The sequence below is a fragment of the Aeromicrobium choanae genome (assembly GCF_900167475.1).
GTDB classification, from domain to species: domain Bacteria; phylum Actinomycetota; class Actinomycetes; order Propionibacteriales; family Nocardioidaceae; genus Aeromicrobium; species Aeromicrobium choanae.
Map to the genome: position 1 here is coordinate 2,396,098 of NZ_LT796768.1, position 20,574 is coordinate 2,416,671.

A 20,574-nucleotide genomic window follows, 5' to 3' on the forward strand; every position below is an offset into this window, starting at 1 on the left:
CCTCAGTCCTCGAGCTCATCGATGAGCCGGTCGAGCAGGCCGCGCAGCGCTCGGGCGTCCGACCCGCTCATCCCCATGCCCTCCACGAGTCGCGCGGGCACGTCGGCCACGCGGTCGCGCAGCGCCCACCCCTGGTCGGTCACCGAGACCAGCACGCGTCGCTCGTCCTCCTGGTCGCGGGCCCGGATGACGAGCCCTGCCGTCTCCATGCGCTTGAGCAGGGGAGTGAGGGTCCCGGAGTCCAGGTGCAGGCGGCGGCCGAGTTCGCTGACGCCGAGCGGCCCGTCCGCCTCCCACAGCGCCAGCAGGCACAGGTACTGCGGATAGGTCAGGCCGGCATCGGCCAGCAGGTCGGTGTAGCGCCGCGTCACCGCACGCGAGGCCGCGTACAGCGGCAGGCAGAGCTGCTGGTCGAGCGCGAGCTGCGGGTAGTCCTCCACGGGAACAAGACTACGCCTTGCGGCATTCAATTGCGCGCAATAGAGTTGTGCACATGAACCCCATCTACACTGCCTCCGCCGTCGCCACGGGTGACGGCCGCAACGGCCACGTCGAGTCCACCGACGGCATCCTCGCCGCCGACGTCCGCAGCCCGAAGGAGATGGGCGGCCCGGGCGGCGCCACGAACCCCGAGCAGCTCTTCGCCGCCGGATACGCCGCCTGCTTCCACTCCGCGCTGCGCCTGGTCGGCAAGAAGGCCGGCGCCGACGTGTCGGACTCCGAAGTCGTCGCCGACGTCTCGATCGGCGACAACGGCAACGGCGGCTTCGGCCTCGCCGTCGCCCTCGAGGTGACGCTGCCGAACGTCAGCCGTGAGGACGCCGAGAAGCTCGTCGAGCAGGCCCACCAGGTGTGCCCGTACTCGAACGCCACCCGCGGCAACGTCGAGGTCGACCTCAGCGTCGCCTGACCGCGGGCTCGCTGACCCACCCACCCCGCCCACTTTTGGAGCAGGATGCACCTCGCTCGAGCAAATGGACGTGTATCCCGTTCCAAAAGTGGCGGGCGGGAGGCGGGACAGCGCGGGCAACGTTCAGCGCACGCCGCGGATCCGCACGACGGCCACGGCGCCGGCCAGGCCGATCACGCCGGCGATGACGTAGAGCGTCGTGTAGCCGCCGAGCACCGTCACGATCGGCGCCGCGATCACCGGTGCGAGGACCTGCGGCAGGGCATTGGCGATGTTGATGACGCCGAGGTCCTTCGCGAAGCCCGCCTCGTCGGGCAGCACCTCGGTGACGATCGCGAGGTCCACGGCGATGAACGCGCCGAACCCGACGCCCAGCACGACCGCGGCCACCAGGACTCCCGGCCAGGTCTGCCAGAACGCCAGCAGCAGCGCCGCGACCGCCATGACGACGCCGGCCCAGACCACGAACACCTTCCGCCGCTGCACCAGGTCTGACCAGCGCCCGGCGACGACCGCCGAGATCGCCACCACCACCGAGTTCACGGCGATGACGATGAACACGCCGCCGTCGGGATCGGCCAGCCCGACCGCGTCGGTGAGGAAGTACAGCAGGTAGAGGGTCGCGATCGCGTTGCCGAGGTTGACCAGGAACCGCGTCAACCAGGCCCACGCGAAGTCGGGATGCTCGGACGGCGAGACCCAGAACGAGCGGACGAAGTCCCGGGCCGACCACGGCAGGCGCTCGGTGACCGGCTCGTCCCGGCTGCGGGCGAGGTACGGCAGCGCGCTGAGCAGCAGGAACACCGCGCACGCCAGGTAGCCCGCGCGGGTGCCACCGAACGCGATCGCGAGCCCCGCGCCCACGAGGATGCCGAGCGTCTGGCCGAGCCCGACGAGTCCGCTGGCCCAGGCGCGCTGGGCGACGGGCACCCGGTCGGGCAGGGTCGCGGTGATCGACGCCAGCGACGCGTTGACCGAGGCCTGCACGAGGCACCAGCCGACGACGACCTGCCAGAACTCGCTCGCCCCGGCGAGGATCGTGAGCCCGAGCGCGCCCACCACCGAGCCTCCGGTGATCCACGGCACCCGGCGGCCGAAGCGGGAGCGAGTGCGGTCGGACAGCGCGCCGAACAACGGGTTGGCGACCATCGAGATCGCCGCGCCGATGCCCGTGACGACCGCCAGGGCCGCCTCCTTGCCGTCGCCGACGATCGCCTCGGTCTGCTGCGGCAGGAGCACCGCGAGCGGGCCGAAGAACGCGACGTACGTGCCCAGGTTGACGATCGCGACCGACAGCAGCCACGGCAGCCGGACCGGGGCCAGTCGCTCGACCGGCGTGGTCACCCGGCCCGCTGGGCGTCGATCACCGATCGGTACCAGGCGAACGAGTCCTTGGGGAGGCGCTGCTGCGTCGCGTAGTCCACCCAGGTCAGGCCGAACCGCTGCGAGTAGCCCTCGGCCCACTCGAAGTTGTCCATGAACGACCAGTGGAAGTACCCGCGCACGTCGACCCCGGCGTCCATCGCCTCCCGCAGGGCCGCGAGGTGGGCGGCCGTGTAGTCGATGCGGCGCTGGTCCCGGACCCGGCCGTCGTCCCCGGGCGTCTCGTTGAACGCGCCGCCGTTCTCGGTGATGAGGATCGGCGGCAACGCGTCGCCGTAGGTCTCCTTCAGGCCGGTCAGCATCTGCGTGAACCCGTCGGGGATGATCGGCCAGCCGAAGTCGTTGTACTCCAGCCCTTCGGGCGTGACCATGTCGAACGGGATCGCGGCACCCGGCTCGGCCGCGCCGATGTACTGCGGGTTGTAGGAGTTGATGCCCAGGAAGTCGATCGGCTGGGCGATCAGGTCGAGGTCACCGTCCTGCGCCACGGGGTCGACGATCCCCGCCAGCGGCCAGCTCTTCAGCAGGATCGGGTCCAGGAACGCGCGGTTGTAGATGAGGTCGAACAGACCCGCCGCGTCGCGTGAGGCCTCGGAGTCGTCGATCGGTCGCACCTGCGTGTGGTTGTTGGCCGGGCCCACCTGCCGTGCGCCGGCGGCCCGCAACGCCTGGACCGAGCGGCCGTGGGCGAGCAGCTGGTGCCAGGCCACCTGGAGGGCGCCGAAACCCAGCTCCTTGCCGGGGGCGTGGATGCCGGTGCCGTGGCCGAGCAGGGTGAAGATGACCGTCTCGTTGAGCGTGAACCAGCGGGTCACGCGGTCGGAGAGCCGCTCGCCCACGATCCGCGCGTACTCGGCGAACCGCTCGGCGATGTCGCGGTTCTCCCAGCCGCCGTCGGCCTCGAGCGCGAGCGGCGAGTCCCAGTGGAACAGCGTGGCGCTCGGCTCGATGCCGTGCTCGAGGAGCGTGTCGACGAGCCGGTCGTAGAAGTCCAGGCCGCGCGGCTCGACGCGCACGCCGTCGGGCTGGATGCGCGGCCACGAGATCGAGAACCGGTAGGCGTCCACCCCGAGGTCGGCCATGAGTGCCACGTCGTCGCGGTAGCGGTGGTAGTGGTCGCAGGCGACGTCGCCGGTGTCGCCGTCCTTGACTCGCCCAGGCGTGTGGCTGAACTCGTCCCAGATCGAGCGGCCGCGGCCGTCCTCGTCGACCGCCCCCTCGATCTGGTAGGAGGCGGTCGAGACGCCCCACGTGAACTCGGGGCCGAAGTGAGGCAGATCACTCATGGGCCCATCCTGCACCGAACCGGGGTCCTGAAGCGGCGTGATGACGGACCTCACGCCCCTCGGAGTGCCCGCCGAAGCCGGGAGGTGTCTACCCTCTGGTGTGTGAGCGACGCACCCATCGGCATCTTCGACTCGGGCTTCGGTGGTCTCACCGTGGCCCGCGCCGTGCTCGACCAGCTGCCGCACGAGCCGATCGTCTACCTCGGTGACACGGCCCGGCAGCCCTACGGTCCCAAGCCGATCTCCGCCGTCCGCGAGTACGCGCTCGAGTGCCTCGACCACCTGGTCGCCCAGGGCGTCAAGGCCCTCGTCATCGCGTGCAACTCCGCCAGCGCCGCCGTCCTGCGCGACGCGCGCGAGCGCTACGACGTCCCCGTCGTCGAGGTCATCCTTCCCGCCACGCGCCGTGCCGTGAACGCCACACGCAACGGCCGGGTGGGCGTCATCTGCACGGCGGCCACCGCCACCTCCGGCGCCTACGACGACGCGTTCGCCGCCAATCCGGGGATCGAGCTGCACACCAGCACGTGCCCCCGCTTCGTCGAGTTCGTCGAGGCCGGGATCACCGGCGGGCCCGAGCTGATCGCCGTGGCGCAGGAGTACCTCGCGCCGCTGCAGGACGCCGGAGTCGACACGCTCGTGCTCGGCTGCACGCACTACCCGCTGCTGACGGGCGTCCTCGCGTACGTCATGGGCGATAGCGTGACCCTCGTGTCGAGCGCGGAGGAGACGGCCAAGGACGTGTACCGCCTGCTGGCGTCGCACGGCCTCGAGCGCGACCCGGCCCTGCCGGCTCCGGCGCACCGCTTCCTCACCACCGGCCATCCCGCCGAGTTCGCCGACCTGGGGCGCCGATTCCTCGGTCCCGAGGTGGAGTCGGTCGACCAGTTCGCGTGGGTGACGATGTGAGGCTCACGATCGTCGGCTGCTCCGGCTCGTTCCCGGGCCCGGACTCCGCCGCCAGCTGCTACCTCGTCGAGGCGCCGTTCGAGGACCGCACCTTCCGCCTGGTGCTCGACCTCGGCTCGGGGGCGCTCGGCCCGCTGCAGGAGTACATCGACCTGCGCGACATCGACGCGATCAGCCTGTCCCACCTGCACGCCGACCACTGCTTCGACATGAGCGGGCTCTACGTCGTGCGCAAGTACCACCCCGCGGGCCCGCCGCCGAAGATCCCGGTCTACGCGCCGCCGGGCAGCGACTGGCAGCTCTCGAACGCCTACGGGACCACCGCGCCCAACGGGATGACGCTGCCCTTCGAGTTCCACGACCTCGTCGACGGTCTCGAGACCACCATCGGGCCGTTCACCCTGACGGCGCGTCGCACCCCGCACCCCGTGGAGGCGTACGCGATCCGCGTCGAGAACGAGGGACGCGTCCTGGTGTACTCCGGTGACACCGGGCCCGACGACGGGCTGGCCGAGTTCGCCACGGGCGCCGACGTGTTCCTGTGCGAGGCGTCGTTCGTCGAGTCCGCCGAGAACCCGCCCGACCTGCACCTCACGGGGGCCGACGCGGGCCGCATCGCGGGGAAGGCCCGGGTGAGCCGGCTGCTGCTCACGCACATCCCGCCGTGGACCGATCGCGACGAGGTCGAGGCCGACCTCGCGACCACGTGGTCCGGGGAGCGAGCGCTCGTCCGTCCCGGCGACGTAGTCGAGTTGTAACCGTTCCCGGCGTTGCCGGGTGGGTCGGTAGGTAGTTAAGTGACTCTCGGTGCCCAAAGCACCGTGCCACCAGGGTGCGGCGTGTGTGTCCGGGGGGACGGGTGCCGAGAGAGGTAGATCGTGACGATCTCATGGAAGCCACTCGCCCTGGCCGCCGCACTCGCGGCCTCGGCACTGACGGGACCGGCGATCGCCGGCACCACGGCCTCGGCCGCACCCGCCACCGCGAAGGCCGCCGAGCCGCAGCCGTTCCACCCAGACCAGGACCTGAAGGACATCACCTTCCAGGGCAAGAAGGTCGACACGTCGCTGGAGTACCGGGGCAAGAGCTCGGCCCGTAGCCGCAGCGCAGCGCCGACCGCCGCGACCCCGCCCGTCGGCACCGTCCGACCGTGGCTCGCGCTCGACGACGTCGAGGGCGGCATCTACCGCAAGGACTACACGCTGCGCGGCGCGGGCGACCACATCGAGGTGTGGGTCGCCAACGACATCGCGTTCCCCGAGGGCGACTGCCGCGGCGACGACGCCACGGTCGTCACGGACGCCCAGGTGAACAGCCTCGTGAACGAGTTCGACACGAACATCTACCCGAAGGAGTCCGAGGCGTTCAGCACGCCGCCGGCCCGCGACGGGTCGAACGCGCTCATCGAGGGCGACTTCAGCGGTGGCGGCGAGAAGATCGTGACGCTCGTCGACAACGTCCGCGACGACAACTACTACGACTTCCCGGCGGCGCCGACGTACATCGCCGGCTTCTTCTGGTCGATCTTCAACGAGTACATGGACCGCAACGTCATGACGATCGACGCGTTCGACTGGGAGCACCGCACCGGCGCCGACCCGGTCGACGAGCCGACCGGTGACCTGTGCACGAGCCGCCCGGCCCGTCCGCACCTCTACGAGGGCACGTTCGCCCACGAGTACCAGCACCTGCTGCAGTACTACACCGACGCGAGCGAGACGATCGCCGTCAACGAGGGCCTGTCCGACTTCGCGCAGACCCTCGTGGGCTACGTCGACGGCAACCTCACCGTGAACGACAAGGGCGGCGACAGCCACCTCTACTGCTTCCAGGGCTTCGGCACGGTCCAGACGCCGTACAACACCAATCCGCGCGACTGCGGCGGCCCCGAGAACTCCTTCAACCTGTGGGACGAGGGCAACACGTCGTCCGGCGTGCTGGCCGACTACGGCCACGCGTACCAGCTGATGCTCTACCTGTACGACCGGTTCGGCCAGGACGTCATCTCGGCACTGCACCGCGACGGCGAGGACCAGGGCATCGCGGGCATCGAGAAGCAGCTCGAGGCCGAGGGCACGACCTTCCGCAAGGTCTTCCACGACTTCCAGTCGATGACCCTGCTGGACCGGATCGTCGGCGACGCGAAGCACTCGCTCCTCGTGGGCGCCTCGAAGTCCAAGGTCACCTCGCCGAGCCTGCGCTCGACGGTCAACCTCGACAACCCGGCCTCGTACGCCACGCCGGGCGCGGCCCCGAACGGCGCCGACTACGTGCCGGTCAAGGTCAAGGGCAAGGCGCTCACGGGTGCCCAGCTGCGCAACGCCACGTTCGAGGGTGCCAAGACGCTTCCCGCGCAGCCGCTGCGCTGGATGTCGGTCACCGACGACCCGGATCGCCCCGGCGACGCGGTGCTGTTCTCGGGCGACGCCAACAGCCTCGACGTCGCGGCGGTCACCTCGGTGAACGTCCCGGCGGGCTCGCCCACGCTCACCCTCGACGCCAAGTACGGCGCCGAGGAGGGCTACGACTACGGCTACGTCCAGGTCTCCACCGACGGCGGCGCCACGTACACGTCGATCGCCGGCGACCAGACGGTCGACGGCCCGCAGGGACCGGCGCTCGCCGGCACCACCGACGGCTTCGAGCAGCACACGTTCGACCTGTCGGCCTACGCCGGCCAGGAGATCCTGCTGTCGTTCCGGTACATCTCGGACGGCGGGGTCAACGAGGGCGGCCTGAAGATCGACAACGTGGTGGTCGGCGACACGACCGTCAGCGACGGCTCGAACATCGGCGACTTCTCGTCGCCGACGCAGGTCCGCCCGACGCCGGTCGAGAACTGGCACGTGAAGCTCGTCGGCATCCGTCCGGGCAAGGTGCCCTACGTGGCCCAGGTGGCCTCCGATGGCAAGAGCACCGTCAAGCTCGACACGCTGTCCCTGCTCAAGCTGAAGCCGGCCAAGCAGATCGTGGCCATCATCAGCTACGACGACTCCACCGAGATGGTCCAGCAGTACGCGCCGTACAAGCTGACCGTCAACGGGGAGCTGCAGCCCGGCGGCAGCTGAGGCGCTGACGGCCTTCCCGGTGACGTGGGACAGGAAACCCACGTCACCGGGAAAGTCTGCGTCCGGCTACCGTGGCGGGGTGACCCGAGAAGACGGCAGGACCCCCGACGAGCTGCGCCCGATCACCATCACCCGAGGCTGGCTCGACCACGCCGCGGGCTCGTGCCTGGTGGAGTTCGGCAAGACCCGCGTGCTGTGCGCCGTGGCCGCCACCGAGGGCGTGCCGCGCTGGCGCAAGGGCTCGGGCATGGGCTGGCTCACCGCCGAGTACGCGATGCTGCCCCAGGCCACGCACGACCGCTCCGCGCGTGAGTCGGTCAAGGGTCGGGTCGGCGGCCGCACCCACGAGATCAGCCGCCTCGTCGGCCGCTCGCTGCGCGCCGCGGTCGACCTGTCCCAGCTCGGTGAGAACACCATCGCGATCGACTGCGACGTGCTCCAGGCCGACGGCGGCACCCGCACCGCCGCGATCACCGGCGCCTACGTCGCGCTGGTCGACGCCGTGAACCACCTCAAGCAGCAGGGCGCCGTCAAGGGCGACCCGCTCGTCGACTCGATCGCCGCCGTCAGTGTCGGCATCATCGACGGCACCCCGATGCTCGACCTGCCCTACGTCGAGGACGTGCGCGCCGAGACCGACATGAACGTCGTCATGACGGGCTCGGGCAAGTTCATCGAGGTCCAGGGCACCGCCGAGGGCGCGCCGTTCGACCGCTCCGAGCTCGATGCGCTGCTCGCGCTGGCCGAGAAGGGCTGCGCCGACCTCACCCGCCTGCAGCGCGAGGCGCTGGACGCGTGACCCGCGTCGTCCTGGCATCCGGCAACGCCAAGAAGCTCGACGAGCTCCGGCGCATCCTCGAGCCGCTCGTTCCGGGTGTCGAGGTGCTCGGCCTGGCCGACGTGGCCTCCTACGACGAGCCCGCCGAGACGGAGCCCACGTTCGAGGGGAACGCGCTGATCAAGGCGCGCGTCGCCGCGGCCGAGACCGGCCTGCCGGCGCTGGCCGACGACTCGGGCCTGTGCGTCGAAGCGCTCAACGGCATGCCGGGCGTGCTGTCCGCGCGCTGGTCCGGGGTCCCGAAGGAGCAAGGGGGCGACGCGGCCAACAACCGGCTGCTGCTGGCGCAGCTGGCCGACGTTCCCGACGAGCGCCGCGGTGCCGTGTTCCGCTGCGCGATGGCCCTCGTCCTGCCGGGCGGAACCGAGATCGTCGAGGTGGGCGAGATGCCCGGCCGCGTGCTGCACGGCGAGCAGGGCGAGGGCGGCTTCGGCTACGACCCGCTGTTCGCTGCAGACGGGTACGACGTCTCCACCGCGGAGCTCTCGCGCGAGGAGAAGGACGCGATCAGCCACCGGGGCCGCGCCCTGCGCGCCATCGCCCCGCTCGTCGCGGACGCCCTCCGCCCCTGAAGTCCTCGACGTGACGCCGGTGCGCCCCGCCCTTAGCGTGGGCCCATGGCACTCGTGGAGTTCAAGGACCTGGTGATCGACGTCGAGGACCCGGCCGCCGCGGCCGAGCGGTGGGGCCGCTGGCTGCACCTCGACGGTGAGACCGACGAGGTCGGCGCGGTCCTGCGTGGCCAGCACCCCGGCCAGACGGTCTGGATCAACCCGGCATCGCCCAAGACCGTCAAGAACCGGGTCCACCTCGATCTCGTGGCGCGCGACCTGACGCCCTTCGAAGGTCTCGAGCGTGTGACCGAGCCCGGGGAGTTCAGCTGGACGACGTTCCGCGATACCGAGGGCCACGAGTTCTGCGTCTTCGAGGGCGGGGAGCGGCCGGACGGGCTCAAGGACGTCGTCGTGGACGCGATCGACCACGCCGCGATCGGCGCCTGGTGGGCCGACGTCTTCGGAGCCACCCTGGACTCGGACGGCGACTACACCTGGGTGGACGACATCCCGGGCGCGCCCACGGAGTCCTTCGACTTCGTCACCGTCCCCGAGCCGAAGACCGTCAAGAACCGGATCCACTGGGACGTGACGCTCGTGGGCGACGCCACGGTGGACGACCTCGTCACACGCGGGGCCACGGTGCTGCTGCCGCCCGGCGACGACCGGGGCTGGACCGTCATGGCCGACCCCGAGGGCAACGAGTTCTGCGTCTTCGAGGCCTGACCGCGGGTCAGAACCGGATCGCGTCGACGATCCTCACCCGCACCGCCACGATCGCGGGCAGCACCCCGGCCAGCGCACCGACCAGCAGCGAGACGCCCATCCCGAGCACCGCCGCAGAGACCGGGAACGGCGGTACGTCGTCGATGCCCTCGAGGAGGTACTTCGCGGTCCACGGGCCGTTGACCAGCGCGATCGCGACCATCACCCCGACGAGGCCCGCGACGAACGTGGCGACGATGCTCTCCATCACGACCGAGAAGAACACCCGGCCCGAGGTCGCGCCGAAGCTGCGCCGGATGCCGATCTCGCGGACCCGCTGCTGGATCGTGATCACCGAGACGTTGAGCAGGCTCAGGGCGCCGAGCAGCAGGATCACCGAGCTGATGGCGACGACGATCCACTTCGCGACGTCCAGGTCGTCGCCTCCACCCCACGCGAGGTAGTCGCTGCGCTCGGCACTGGCCTGCAGGCCGGGCAGCTCGGCGCTGATCGACCGGCCCACCGCGGCGGCCAGCTCGTCGGCTCCCTCGGTCGGCACCCACAGCTTCCACGACGCGTCGCTGACGGGCTGGGTGGCGCCGAACCAGTGGTCGTAGGCCTCGGCCAGGACGTAGGCGCGGGGGAGCTCGGAGTACCGGTCGGAGGACGAGGTGACGCCCACGATCGTGGCGCTCACCGACGTCTGGCCGCCCTGCAGGTCGACCGTGACGGGGAGCCGTGCGCCCTCGAGCCCCATCTCCTCGAGGAACTTGGGGTCGACCACGACGGAGGGGGAGAGGTTCCGCGCATCGGAGTCCACCAGCCAGCGTCCCTGCGCCGTGACGATCCGGTGCATCACCGCGTAGGCGGGATCGACGACCAGTGCCTCCACCGAGGTGGAGCGTGCGTCGCGGCGCGCGGTCAGCTGGGCGCCGCCCACCATCGACGCATGGCTGATCTGGTACTGCTCCACCACCTTGTCGAAGGCCGGACGGACGGCCGACGCCGGGGCACCCATGCCGTCGCCCTGCTCGTCGTACACGTAGACGCTCAGCATGGCCGGGCGTCCGTCCTTCTCGTACTGCTCGACCAGGGCCTGCTGCCCGATGTCCGCGACGGCCACCGTGCCACTGAGCGCCGCGACGGCCACGCCGACGCCGACCAGTGACAGCAGGACCCGCAGCTTGTGGATGCGCAGCTCGTGCCACGCCTCGATGACCGCGGCGGCGAAGCTCGTCAGGGCACGGCCGATCACGCGGCGGCGTCCAGGGGATGCAGTGCGCCGTGCTCGAGGCGGTAGCGACGGCGGGCGATGGCGGCCACGCCCGGGTCGTGCGTGATCGTGATCAGCGCGGCTCCCGAGTCGCGCGAGACGTCGTCGAGCAGCGTCATCACCTGGGCGCCGGTCTCGACGTCGAGGGCGCCGGTGGGCTCGTCGGCCAGCACCACGCGGGGCGCGCGCACCAGGGCGCGGGCGATCGCCACCCGCTGCTGCTCGCCACCGGACAGGTGCTGGGGCCGGCTGTCGAGCCGCTCGGACAGGCCCACGCGCTCGAGCATCTCGGCCGCGATCCGGCGGCGCGACCAGAACTCGCGCCCCGTCGCGTACATGAGGGGCGCGACGACGTTCTCGAGCGCCGACAGGCCCGGCAGCAGGTTGAACTGCTGGAAGACGAACCCGATGTCCCGGCCGCGGATCCTCGCGGCGGCACCGCCCGAGAGGGTGCGGACGTCCTGACCCATCCACTCCAGCGTGCCGTGCGTCGGGCGGTCGAGGAGGCCGAGCAGGTTGAGCAGGGTCGACTTGCCGGTGCCAGATCGCCCGACGATGCCGATGTGGTCGCCGCCGTGGACCGTGAGGTCGACGGCGGAGAGGATCGTCAGGTCCTCGTCGTCGGGCAGGACCACGGTGCGGCCCACACCCGTCAGTCTCACGAGCTCGGCCGCCGGCCCGGCTCCCATCAGTACCCCTCGTCGAACTCGGCGCCCTCGTCGGCGGACGGCGCGCCGGGCACGTACTGCAGGATCTCGGTGCCCTCCTTCAAGCCCTTGAGGACCTCGACGTTCTTGCCGTCGTTGACGCCCAGCCGGATCGTGCGCTCGGTGGGCTCGCCGCCGTCCTCGACGATCCACACGGTGCCGCGCTCCAGCAGACCCCTCACCGCGGTGACCGGCACGACGAGCGCGTCCTTCGTCGACCCTGCGTCGATCCGCATGGTCATGGACAGCCCGTCGAACACCGTGACGTCCTCGGGGACCGTGCAGGTGAGCTGCGCGCCGGAAGCCGGCTCCCCGCCGCCCTCCTCGTCCTGCGAGGGGGCCACGGCCGTGTCCTCACTGACCTCGTCGGCGATCTGCAGGTCGGTGCAGGTGAAGGGCTCGGGTCCACCGTCGATGGTCACGGTGGCCTCGTCGGGCGCGTCGAGCAGGCGGTACCGGTCCACCACGGCGACCGATCCCCGGGCGGTGAAGGTGGCGCGCCGGATCCGCGCCACGGCAGCGTCCTCGCCGACCTCGTCGCCGATCTTCGCGGTGAAGGAGGCCACGCGACCCTCGGCGGGCGCGGTGATCCGCTCGTACCTCACCGTGGGACGGGCGGGCTCCTCCTCGTCCTCGTCTCCGGTGGGCTCGGCCGGCTCCACCGTCGTCCGCACCTCGAACAGCGGGTCGCCCTTGCTGACCTTCGCCCCGTTCGGGACGTAGGCGTGGGTCAGGACGCCGGCGGCGGACGCCTTCACGGGCACGGCCGGGTCGATCACGATCGTGCCGCGCACCTCGAGCGAGTTCTCGATCTCGCCGCGTTCGACGGCCAGGGTCGGGGACAGGGCCACGGCCGTGGGTGAGTCGGCGTCCTCGACGCCGGTCGCGTCACCGCCGAACGCCAGCACGGCGAGGCTGACGGCGATGGTCGCGCCGACGAGCAGCCACGCGGTCGGCAGGACGAACCGGCGGAACGTACGGGTGAAGGTCACCGCCGGAAGGTACCACGCAATGCGTAGTAGTGGGGTCGATCCCGTTAAGGTTCCGGGCATGGACCCTCTCGACCTGAGCGCCGACATCGTCACCCTGACCCGCGCGATCGTGGACGTGCCGTCCGAGAGCCTCGACGAGGCCGAGCTGGCCGACGCGGTGGAGACGGCGCTGCGGGCCCACGCCCATCTCGAGGTGATCCGCGACGGCCACACGATCATCGCCCGCACCGATCTGGGGCGCGCCGAGCGCGTCGTCATCGCCGGCCACATCGACACGGTGCCGGTGAACGGCAACATGCCGTCGCGCCTCGAGGGCGACACCCTCTGGGGCCTGGGCACGTGCGACATGAAGGGTGGCGTCGCGATCGCGCTGAGCCTGGCGGCCACGGTCGCCGAGCCGGTCCGCGACGTCACGTGGGTGTTCTACGAGGCCGAGGAGATCGCCGCGGTCCACAACGGCCTGGGACGCATCGCCCGCGAGCATCCCGACTGGCTCGCAGGTGACTTCGCGATCCTGATGGAGCCCTCGAAGGCCGGCGTCGAGGCGGGCTGCCAGGGCACGATGCGCGTCGAGATCCGCACGAGCGGCGAGCGCGCCCACTCCGCGCGCTCCTGGATGGGCCACAACGCGATCCACGACCTCGGTGCGGTGCTGGCCACGCTGGCCGAGTACACGCCGCGCACGCCCGAGATCGACGGTCTGACGTACCGCGAGGGGCTCAACGCCGTGGGCATCACCGGGGGAGTGAGCGGCAACGTGATCCCCGACGCCGCCGTGCTCACCCTGAACTACCGCTTCGCGCCCGACCGCGACGAGGACGCGGCGCTGGCCCACCTGCGTGAGGTGTTCGCCGGGTACGACCTCACGGTCACCGACTCGGCCCCCGGCGCCCTCCCCGGTCTCGAGCGGCCCGCGGCGGCGGCCTTCGTCGAGGCCGTCGGCGGCGAGGTGGGCCCGAAGTTCGGCTGGACCGACGTCGCGAAGTTCACGCAGCTCGGCGTCCCGGCGGTGAACTACGGGCCCGGCGACCCGGTCTACGCCCACAAGGCCGACGAGCAGGTCCCGGTCGAGCACCTGCACCGGGTGCACGCGCGCCTGCGCCGCTGGCTCACGGGCGACGGCGCCTGACTCAGCCGTCGAGAGCCTCCTGGACGATCCGCGCGATCTCGGTGTGCCCGGCGCTCGTCGGGTGCGGGTCGCCGAGCGCGCAGAAGTAGGTCCACCGGCAGACGTCCTCGGCGCGCGCCGGGAGCGTCCCGAACTCCGGGGTCTCCACGGTCCGCGCGGAGGGCCCGTAGGCGCCGAACTCGCGGGTCACGTCCACGAAGGTGGCGCCGTGCTTCGCGTAGACCGCGCGCAGCGCGGGGTTGAGGATCCTGCGGAACAGATCCACGGTGGCGTCGGCGATCGCCGGGGCCGACTCGGCCTCGGGCTGCAGCACCGGCTCGCCGGTCCAGAAGTCGGGGTACGTCAGCCCGAGGATCGGGACGTCCTCGCCGACGCGGTCGCGGATGAGCGTGAGCAGCTCGTCGATGGCCTCGGTGGTGGCGGGCACGGTCTCCTGGGCGCACGCCCGCAGGGCGGAGTCCAGCGAGCAGCGTCGCAGGTCGTTCAGGCCCAGCACGACCGTGACGAGCTCGATCTCGTCGCCGTAGCGGTCGAGGTGGCGCGTCATCTCCTCGGCCCCGGAGCCGCCCGTCACGGGCGGGGCGTCGGCGCCACGCCTCGCCTCGTCGCACGCCTCGCCCTCGAGGAAGTCCACGGCCGTGATCCCCGCGCAGCTGACGTTCACCAGCTCCAGTCCACGGTCCCGGGCGATCTTCCACGCGAACCCCGACGTCGTGTTCTGGGCGGGCTCGCCGTCGAGTGCCGGGCGGAACCCGGACGCGTAGGAGTCGCCGATCGCGAGGTACTGGGGTCCGGTGTCGGAGGCGGGCGGGACCGGGGCGGTGGAGCAGGCGGTGAGGGCCGTCGTCGCCAGCGCGAGGGCGGCGGCGACGCGGCCGAGGGGGACGAGGTGCACCCGCACCACCGTAATGACGATGGTCCGAGCGGCCACTCGGGGGAACTTTCAGGTGTGACCTGAAACTTAGTCACGGCCGCGTCGGCGTGCCGTCGGCGGTGCGCAGGACGTCGCGCCTAATCTGGGCCGCATGTCCAGCCGCACACTTCCCCGCTCGCTGCGCGTGACATCCGCAGCGATCGTGCTTGCTCTGGCCGCCGTCGTCGTCATCGCCGCTGTGGCGATGCAGACGATTCCGGCCCTCATCATGGCCTCTTGCGTGGCCCTCTCGGCCGGTATCACATCGACCGTTCTCATGTCCGAGGAGATTCGCGAGGTGCGCCAGAAGTTCGCGAAGGATCGCGTGCGCGACGCTCGCGTCATCTCCCAGCGCGAGCGTGAGCACCTCGACGTCGACGCGTCGTTCCGTCGCGCCGTCAGCGAGCGCCTGCGCGCGAGCGAGGCCGAGATCTCCCGCCTGCGCGCCGACCTGGCCGCCGGCAGCGCCCAGATCGACGAGCTCGAGGAGCGCCTCGCCACCGAGCAGGAGCTCGTCGCGATGCTCGGCGTGCGCCCCGAGATCGATCCGCGCATCGTCACGCCGGACACCGAGGCCGGCACTGCCGACCGGGCTGACGGCTCGGGCGAACTGCGCTCCGCCTGACGCCTTCTCGACCCTTGGCGTGATTCCGTCGTCGCGATGGGCGATAATGGATCTCGGCCCGAAATATCGGGCGACCAACGAGAGGGGTACAGATGGCCGCCATGAAGCCTCGGACCGGCGACGGACCGATGGAGGTCACCAAGGAAGGACGCTGCATCGTCATGCGCGTCCCGCTCGAAGGTGGCGGACGTCTGGTGGTCGAGCTCAACAACGATGAGGCCGCCACCCTCGGTGACGCCCTCAAGGCCGTCTGAGCTCGCTGGATGTACGGACTCTCCGTGCGTTGGTCCCTGACCGACGCGCCTGACGGCGTGCTCGAGCGTCTGCACGAGTACGTCGAGTCCGAGTCCCACGCGAAGTTCGCGGGCCTGCCCGGCCTGCGCTTCAAGACGTGGCGTGCTCGCGAGGGCGAGTGGTTCGAGGGCACCTACGTCTTCGTCAGCGACGAGGCGCGTGCGGCGTTCCAGGCCGACTTCGAGAAGCGTGCGGCCGACGCCCCCGGCACCGCCCTGGTGGGCGTCACGCCCACGATCGAGCCCTACCAGGTCGTCGCCGTCGTGCGCGGCCCGGCGGGCTTCCGCTCCGCCGCGCGCTTCGAGGACTGACCCGCGCCGAGCGCGCGCCCCGCGATCAGTGGGGCTTCTGCAGCACCAGCAGGCCGTCGCCCAGCGGGAGCAGGAGTGCCGAGAGGTCCTCGTCCGCACGGACGCGCTCCACCAGCTCGCGGATCGCCAGGGTCTCGGGATCGCGCTGCGACGGGTCGGCCACGCGGTCGTGCCACAGGGCGTTGTCGAACACCACGAAGCCGCCCGCGCGCGTCAGGCGCAGCGCCTCGTCGAGGTACTCGCCGTACTCCACCTTGTCGCCGTCGCAGAAGACCAGGTCGTAGCCGCCGTCGTTGAGGCGCGGCAGCACGTCGAGTGCCGAGCCGGTGATGAGGCGGAAGCGGGTGGGGGAGATGCCGGCGCTCAGGAACACCTGACGGGCCAGTCGCTGGTTCTCGGCCTCGAGGTCCACCGAGGTGAGCACGCCGTCGGGCAGCATGCCGCGCAGCAGCGCCAGGCCCGAGACTCCCGTGCCCGTGCCGATCTCGGCCACGCTCTTGGCTCCGGCGGCGCCGGCCAGGAACGACAGGGCCGCGCGGGCCCCGGGCAGGACCGGGACCACGCCGACGGTCTCGGCGTGCTGACGCGCGGTGCGCAGGTGGTCGTCCTCGGACTGGAACTGCTCGACGTAGGCCAGGCTGGCTTCGGTGGTCATCGTCCCCTCGCAATCGTTCGGCGGGTGGCCCCAGCCTATCGACGTGTGGTGCTGCGGACGTGTGGGACTCGCGGGGTCGCGGCCACGGGACTTCGCCAACCCCCAGCCGGTTCTTCGGCTGCTCTCAGGTTGGCGGTCGAAGATCGAGGCATGCCCGACCGGAAGCCGTCCCTCCAGGACCAGGCCGAGATCTACGCCCAGCACGGGACGCAGGTCCGTCGCCTCGCGACGCGGCTCACCGGGAACCGCCAGGACGCCGAGGACCTCACGCAGGACGTGTTCGAGCGCGTCTTCACCTCGCTCGACCGCTACGAGGCCCGCAACCTGGCCGGCTGGATCCACCGGATCACCACGAACCTCTTCCTCGACCGCGCTCGTCGCGCGGGCCGCCAGCCCACCTCGGCGCTGACCGCCGCGCACGAGGCCCGCCTCGTCGACGACGGCTCCCTGCCCGACGACCTCGTGCACGACGCGGGGTTCGACCCCGACATCGAGGCTGCCCTGGCGACCCTGCCCAGTCACCTGCGGGTCGCGGTGGTGCTCTCCGACGTGGAGCAGCTGGAGCACGCCGAGATCGCGATGCTGCTGGGGATCAAGGTCGGCACCGTTCGCACCCGGGTCCACCGGGGCCGCGCCGCGCTGCGCCGCGAGCTCGCGCACCGTGAGCCCCGCGCGGGCCGCACCCGCGTGCTCGGCGCCCTCGGCATCTGAGCGACCCGGGAGCAGCGGAGGTCAGGTGGCTTCCGCGTCGAACGGGGGCACCTCGCCGGGGCGCAGGATGCGGACGCTCGGCGCGGGCGGGGGAGTGGTGCGATCGGACAGGATCACGTCACGCACCGCCGCGCGCGGGTCGAGGTCGCGCAGGTTGAGGTCCTTGAAGTCGTCGCCGAGCTCCTTGCCCAGCTCCGACTTGGCGTTCTCGGCCATCTGACGCAGCGTGCGGATGAACTGCGCCGCCTGCTTGGCCAGCCCGGGGAGTCGGTCGGGGCCGAACACGATGATCGCCACGACGAGGATCGCACCGATCTCCATCCAGCCCAGGCCCACGGGCGCGATCCTACAGTCGGCCGGCGGGAGCCAGGCCCAGCTGCATGCCGGCCAGGCCGCGCGAGCGACCGCTGAGCTGGTCGGCGATCTGCTGCAGGACCTTGGCGCTCTCGGCGTCGGGATCGGAGGCCACGATCGGGGCGCCGGAGTCGCCGGTCTCGCGCATGCGCTCCTCGAGCGGGACCTGGCCCAGCACCGAGATCTCGTAGCCGAGGCGCGCGCTGAGGGTGGAGGATACCTGGGCGGCGCCACCGGACCCGAAGACCTCCATCTTCTCGCCCGACGGCAGCAGCAGCCACGACATGTTCTCGACGACGCCCACGACACGCTGGTGCATCATCGAGGCCATCGTGCCGGCGCGCTCGGCCACCTGGGCCGCTGCCTGCTGCGGCGTGGTGACGACGATGAACTCCGCGCCCGGCAGGTGCTGGCCCATGCTGATGGCCATGTCGCCCGTGCCCGGGGGCAGGTCGAGGAAGAGTGCGTCGAGGTCGCCCCAGTAGACGTCGGCCAGCATCTGCACGAGCGCACGGTCGAGCATCGGGCCGCGCCATGCGACGACCTGGTCCCGGCGCGGCTTCAGCATGCCGATGCTGATGACCTTGATCTCGACGTCGCCGATCCGGGCGGGGACGGGCATGATCATGTCCTCGACCTGGGTGGGGCGCTGGTCGCCCACGCCGAGCATGTCGGGGATCGAGTGGCCGTAGATGTCGGCGTCGAGGACGCCCACCTTCAGGCCACGCTTGGCCATCGCGACGGCGAGGTTGACGGTGACGGACGACTTGCCGACGCCACCCTTGCCGGAGGCGACCGCGTAGACCTTGGTCAGCGAGCCGGGCTGGGCGAAGGGGATCTCGCGCTCGGCGCGGCCGCCCCGGAGGTGCTCCTGCATCGCCTTGCGCTGCTCGTCGGTCATGACGCCCATGTCGACGCGCACGGTGTGCGCGGGAGCGACCTTGACCACGGCGGCGGTGACGTCGCGGGTGAGGGTGTCCTTGAGCGGGCAGCCGGCCACGGTCAGCAGCAGTCGCACGACGATCTCGGTCTCGCCGATCGTGACGGTGTCGACCATCCCCAGCTCGGTGATCGGGCGCTTGATCTCGGGATCATTGACCGTCGAGAGCGCCTCGGTGATCTGTTCCTGGGTGACGTCAGCCATGCCGTGAAGTCTACGGGGCCCTATCGAACGTCCCGGGGCCGCGTCAAGGTGCGGACGGAGCACGCCGACGCGGCGGCTCAGTCCTGGTCGGCGGAGGGGTCGTCCCGATCCAGCTCGGCGAGGAATCCCCGCAGCTCACTGCGCAGGAAGTCGCGGGTCGCGACCTCTCCCAGGCCGATGCGCAGGCTGGCGACCTCGCGGGCCAGGAACTCCATGTCGGCGTGCGAGCGGCTGGCCGCCTCGCGGTCCTGCTCGGCGGCGATCCGGTCGCGGGCCTCCTGGCGGTTCTGGGCCAGCAGGATCAGCGGCGCGGCGTACGAGGCCTGCAGCGACAGGATCAGCGTGAGGAAGATGAAGGGGTACTCGTCCCAGCGCGGGCGGTCCGGACCGTACGGCACGTTCCACACGATCCAGACGAGGATGAACAGCGTCATCCACGCGATGAACGTGGCGGTGCCGAGGAAGCGCGCGGCGGACTCGGCGAACCGGCCGAACCGCTCGGGGTCGGGGTCCTTGCGCGCACCGAGGTTGCGGCCGAGCCCGCGTCGCAGGTCGCGCGGCTGGTCGAGGCGTTCGCGGTCAGCCATGCTCGCGCCATCCCTTCGGCAGCAGGTGGTCGAGGACGTCGTCGATCGTCACGACGCCCAGCAGGTGCTGGTTCTCGTCGACGACCGGGACGGCCACGAGGTTGTACGCCGCGAGCAGGCCCGCGACCTCGGCCAGCGAGGCCTCCGGGCGCGGCCAGTCGATGTCGTTGACGATGATCTGGCTGACCAGGGTCGAGGGCGGCTCGCGCAGGAGCGCCTGGAAGTGGGCCGCGCCGAGGAAGCGGCCCGTGGGCGTCTCCAGCGGCGGCCGGCACACGTAGACCATGGAGGCGAGCGCGACGCTCAGCTCGGGCTCGCGCACCAGGGCGAGCGCGTCGGCGATCGTGGCGCCCGGGTCGAGGACGACCGGCTCGGTGGTCATCATGCCGCCGGCGGTGCGCTCCTCGTAGGACAGGAGGCGCCGCACGTCCTCGGCGTCCTCGGGCTCCATGAGGCTGAGCAGCTCCTCGGCGGTCTGCGCAGGCAGCTCACCGAGCAGGTCGGCCGCGTCGTCGGGGTCCATCTCGCCCAGGACGTCGGCGCCGCGGCTCGGGTCGAGGATCCCGAGGACCTCCACCTGCAGGGCCTCGGGCATCTCCTCGAGGACGTCGGCCAGCTGCTCGTCGCCGAACTCGCGCACGATCTCCATGCGGCGCTTGGGCGGCAGGTCGCGCAGCGCGTTGGCGATGTCGGCCGGGCGCATCTCGTCCATCATCGCCAGCAGCGTGGTGGCGCCCTGAGCGGCGGTCTCGCTGGCCAGGCCGTGTACCTCGTCCCACTCCAGGACGTGGCTCGTGCCGCGACGGCCGAACCGCTTGTGGTGCTCGGCCACGGCGACCGTCGAGACGTACCAGTCGCGCCGCGGGTCCTGCTCGATCGCGATGTCGTAGAGCGTCGCGGGCGTGCCGTCGCCGAGCGTGACCTGGCGGTCGAAGAGCTCGTGGGCGGCCAGGGTCTCGGTGGAGCGCTGCTGGAACCGGCGCAGGTTCAGGACGCCCGTGGTGATGATCTGGCCCGAGTCCATCGAGGTCACCCGGGTGATGGGGAGGAAGACGCGGCGCCGGCCGAGGACCTCGACCACCAGGCCGAGGACACGCGGTCGCTGGGTGGCGTTGCGCACCGAGACGACGATGTCGCGCAGCTTGCCCACCTGGTCGCCCACGGGGTCGAAGACGGACTGCCCGACGAGACGGGACACGAAGATCCGGGTCGGCTGGCTGCTCACG

24 protein-coding genes are annotated in these 20,574 nt (G+C 71.3%); 12 read left to right on the forward strand and 12 right to left on the reverse strand.

Translation table 11 applies throughout. The annotated features are described in order from the left end of the window. Window positions 1-2 precede the first annotated feature (2 nt). Window positions 3-440: a MarR family winged helix-turn-helix transcriptional regulator gene (locus B5D60_RS11495; RefSeq protein ID WP_078700290.1), complete on the reverse strand. Its 438-nt coding sequence runs from the start codon at window positions 438-440 to the stop codon at window positions 3-5. 53 nt (window positions 441-493) lie between these two features. On the opposite strand from B5D60_RS11495, the gene B5D60_RS11500 reads away from it, so the two are divergent. Next, window positions 494-910 (forward strand): organic hydroperoxide resistance protein, encoded by a 417-nt coding sequence (locus B5D60_RS11500; RefSeq protein WP_078700291.1) that lies wholly within the window; start codon window positions 494-496, stop codon window positions 908-910. A 123-nt stretch (window positions 911-1,033) separates the two neighbouring features. Here the strand turns inward: B5D60_RS11500 and B5D60_RS11505 are convergent, their stop codons facing one another. Both B5D60_RS11505 and B5D60_RS11510 read right to left on the reverse strand, forming a co-directional pair. Beyond that, the gene (locus tag B5D60_RS11505) at window positions 1,034-2,254 is read right to left on the reverse strand and encodes an MFS transporter (protein WP_078700292.1); all 1,221 of its coding nucleotides are present in this window, start codon (window positions 2,252-2,254) and stop codon (window positions 1,034-1,036) included. Beyond that, window positions 2,251-3,579 carry a GH1 family beta-glucosidase gene (locus tag B5D60_RS11510; protein WP_078700293.1) on the reverse strand — a complete coding sequence of 443 codons (1,329 nt, stop codon included), beginning with the start codon at window positions 3,577-3,579 and terminating at the stop codon, window positions 2,251-2,253. The genes B5D60_RS11505 and B5D60_RS11510 overlap by 4 nt, the downstream gene beginning before the upstream one ends. Window positions 3,580-3,681: 102 nt before the next feature. Between B5D60_RS11510 and murI the strand changes: the two genes are divergently transcribed. The 6 genes from murI (at window position 3,682) to B5D60_RS11540 (ending at window position 9,674) form a co-directional block, all read left to right on the forward strand. Further along, window positions 3,682-4,488 (forward strand): glutamate racemase, encoded by an 807-nt coding sequence (gene murI, locus B5D60_RS11515; RefSeq protein ID WP_078700294.1) that lies wholly within the window; start codon window positions 3,682-3,684, stop codon window positions 4,486-4,488. Next, window positions 4,485-5,246: an MBL fold metallo-hydrolase gene (locus B5D60_RS11520; RefSeq protein ID WP_078700295.1), complete on the forward strand. Its 762-nt coding sequence runs from the start codon at window positions 4,485-4,487 to the stop codon at window positions 5,244-5,246. Before murI ends, B5D60_RS11520 begins: the two co-directional genes overlap by 4 nt. A gap of 120 nt (window positions 5,247-5,366) precedes the next feature. Further along, entirely contained in the window at window positions 5,367-7,556 is a 2,190-nt protein-coding gene (locus tag B5D60_RS11525; protein ID WP_197684308.1) for a choice-of-anchor J domain-containing protein, read from the forward strand. Window positions 7,557-7,635: 79 nt separating this feature from the next. Beyond that, complete coding sequence (rph, locus tag B5D60_RS11530) at window positions 7,636-8,355, forward strand: ribonuclease PH (protein WP_078700296.1); 720 nt, start codon at window positions 7,636-7,638, stop codon at window positions 8,353-8,355. After that, window positions 8,352-8,966 carry an RdgB/HAM1 family non-canonical purine NTP pyrophosphatase gene (gene rdgB, locus B5D60_RS11535; RefSeq protein WP_078700297.1) on the forward strand — a complete coding sequence of 205 codons (615 nt, stop codon included), beginning with the start codon at window positions 8,352-8,354 and terminating at the stop codon, window positions 8,964-8,966. The genes rph and rdgB overlap by 4 nt, the downstream gene beginning before the upstream one ends. 45 nt (window positions 8,967-9,011) lie before the next feature. Continuing rightward, window positions 9,012-9,674: a VOC family protein gene (locus tag B5D60_RS11540; RefSeq protein ID WP_078700298.1), complete on the forward strand. Its 663-nt coding sequence runs from the start codon at window positions 9,012-9,014 to the stop codon at window positions 9,672-9,674. A 7-nt stretch (window positions 9,675-9,681) separates the two neighbouring features. On the opposite strand, the gene B5D60_RS11545 is transcribed toward B5D60_RS11540, so the two are convergent. Genes B5D60_RS11545 through B5D60_RS11555 form a run of 3 tightly spaced genes read right to left on the reverse strand, consistent with a single transcriptional unit; the run spans window position 9,682 to window position 12,625 of the window. Further along, window positions 9,682-10,908: an ABC transporter permease gene (locus B5D60_RS11545; RefSeq protein WP_078700299.1), complete on the reverse strand. Its 1,227-nt coding sequence runs from the start codon at window positions 10,906-10,908 to the stop codon at window positions 9,682-9,684. Then, window positions 10,905-11,615, reverse strand: a complete 711-nt coding sequence (locus B5D60_RS11550; RefSeq protein ID WP_078700300.1) for an ABC transporter ATP-binding protein — start codon at window positions 11,613-11,615, stop codon at window positions 10,905-10,907. The genes B5D60_RS11545 and B5D60_RS11550 overlap by 4 nt, the downstream gene beginning before the upstream one ends. Continuing rightward, window positions 11,615-12,625 carry an efflux RND transporter periplasmic adaptor subunit gene (locus tag B5D60_RS11555; RefSeq protein ID WP_078700301.1) on the reverse strand — a complete coding sequence of 337 codons (1,011 nt, stop codon included), beginning with the start codon at window positions 12,623-12,625 and terminating at the stop codon, window positions 11,615-11,617. The genes B5D60_RS11550 and B5D60_RS11555 overlap by 1 nt, the downstream gene beginning before the upstream one ends. 58 nt (window positions 12,626-12,683) lie before the next feature. Between B5D60_RS11555 and dapE the strand changes: the two genes are divergently transcribed. Continuing rightward, entirely contained in the window at window positions 12,684-13,754 is a 1,071-nt protein-coding gene (gene dapE, locus B5D60_RS11560; RefSeq protein ID WP_078700302.1) for a succinyl-diaminopimelate desuccinylase, read from the forward strand. A gap of 1 nt (window position 13,755) precedes the next feature. Here the strand turns inward: dapE and B5D60_RS11565 are convergent, their stop codons facing one another. Beyond that, on the reverse strand, window positions 13,756-14,649 hold the full coding sequence (locus tag B5D60_RS11565) for an SGNH/GDSL hydrolase family protein (RefSeq protein ID WP_172806344.1): 894 nt from the start codon (window positions 14,647-14,649) through the stop codon (window positions 13,756-13,758). Window positions 14,650-14,779: 130 nt separating this feature from the next. Between B5D60_RS11565 and B5D60_RS11570 the strand changes: the two genes are divergently transcribed. The 3 genes from B5D60_RS11570 (at window position 14,780) to B5D60_RS11580 (ending at window position 15,897) form a co-directional block, all read left to right on the forward strand. Beyond that, a complete protein-coding gene (locus B5D60_RS11570; protein WP_153302991.1) occupies window positions 14,780-15,292 on the forward strand; it encodes a hypothetical protein in 513 nt (170 codons plus the stop codon). Between the two features lie 92 nt (window positions 15,293-15,384). After that, a complete protein-coding gene (locus tag B5D60_RS11575; protein WP_078700305.1) occupies window positions 15,385-15,546 on the forward strand; it encodes a DUF3117 domain-containing protein in 162 nt (53 codons plus the stop codon). A 24-nt stretch (window positions 15,547-15,570) separates the two neighbouring features. Next, window positions 15,571-15,897: a hypothetical protein gene (locus B5D60_RS11580; RefSeq protein ID WP_231948721.1), complete on the forward strand. Its 327-nt coding sequence runs from the start codon at window positions 15,571-15,573 to the stop codon at window positions 15,895-15,897. Window positions 15,898-15,922: 25 nt separating this feature from the next. On the opposite strand, the gene B5D60_RS11585 is transcribed toward B5D60_RS11580, so the two are convergent. Further along, window positions 15,923-16,552 carry an O-methyltransferase gene (locus tag B5D60_RS11585; protein WP_078700307.1) on the reverse strand — a complete coding sequence of 210 codons (630 nt, stop codon included), beginning with the start codon at window positions 16,550-16,552 and terminating at the stop codon, window positions 15,923-15,925. Between the two features lie 150 nt (window positions 16,553-16,702). On the opposite strand from B5D60_RS11585, the gene B5D60_RS11590 reads away from it, so the two are divergent. Further along, window positions 16,703-17,263: a sigma-70 family RNA polymerase sigma factor gene (locus B5D60_RS11590; RefSeq protein WP_078700308.1), complete on the forward strand. Its 561-nt coding sequence runs from the start codon at window positions 16,703-16,705 to the stop codon at window positions 17,261-17,263. Between the two features lie 21 nt (window positions 17,264-17,284). On the opposite strand, the gene B5D60_RS11595 is transcribed toward B5D60_RS11590, so the two are convergent. The 4 genes from B5D60_RS11595 to B5D60_RS11610 form a co-directional block, all read right to left on the reverse strand. Continuing rightward, window positions 17,285-17,599: a sec-independent translocase gene (locus tag B5D60_RS11595; protein ID WP_231948722.1), complete on the reverse strand. Its 315-nt coding sequence runs from the start codon at window positions 17,597-17,599 to the stop codon at window positions 17,285-17,287. A 10-nt stretch (window positions 17,600-17,609) separates the two neighbouring features. Further along, window positions 17,610-18,761, reverse strand: a complete 1,152-nt coding sequence (locus tag B5D60_RS11600) for an Mrp/NBP35 family ATP-binding protein (RefSeq protein ID WP_078700309.1) — start codon at window positions 18,759-18,761, stop codon at window positions 17,610-17,612. 77 nt (window positions 18,762-18,838) lie between these two features. Continuing rightward, complete coding sequence (locus B5D60_RS11605; RefSeq protein WP_078700310.1) at window positions 18,839-19,348, reverse strand: DUF1003 domain-containing protein; 510 nt, start codon at window positions 19,346-19,348, stop codon at window positions 18,839-18,841. After that, window positions 19,341-20,573, reverse strand: a complete 1,233-nt coding sequence (locus B5D60_RS11610) for a magnesium transporter MgtE N-terminal domain-containing protein (protein ID WP_172806345.1) — start codon at window positions 20,571-20,573, stop codon at window positions 19,341-19,343. The genes B5D60_RS11605 and B5D60_RS11610 overlap by 8 nt, the downstream gene beginning before the upstream one ends. Window position 20,574: the final 1 nt, after the last annotated feature.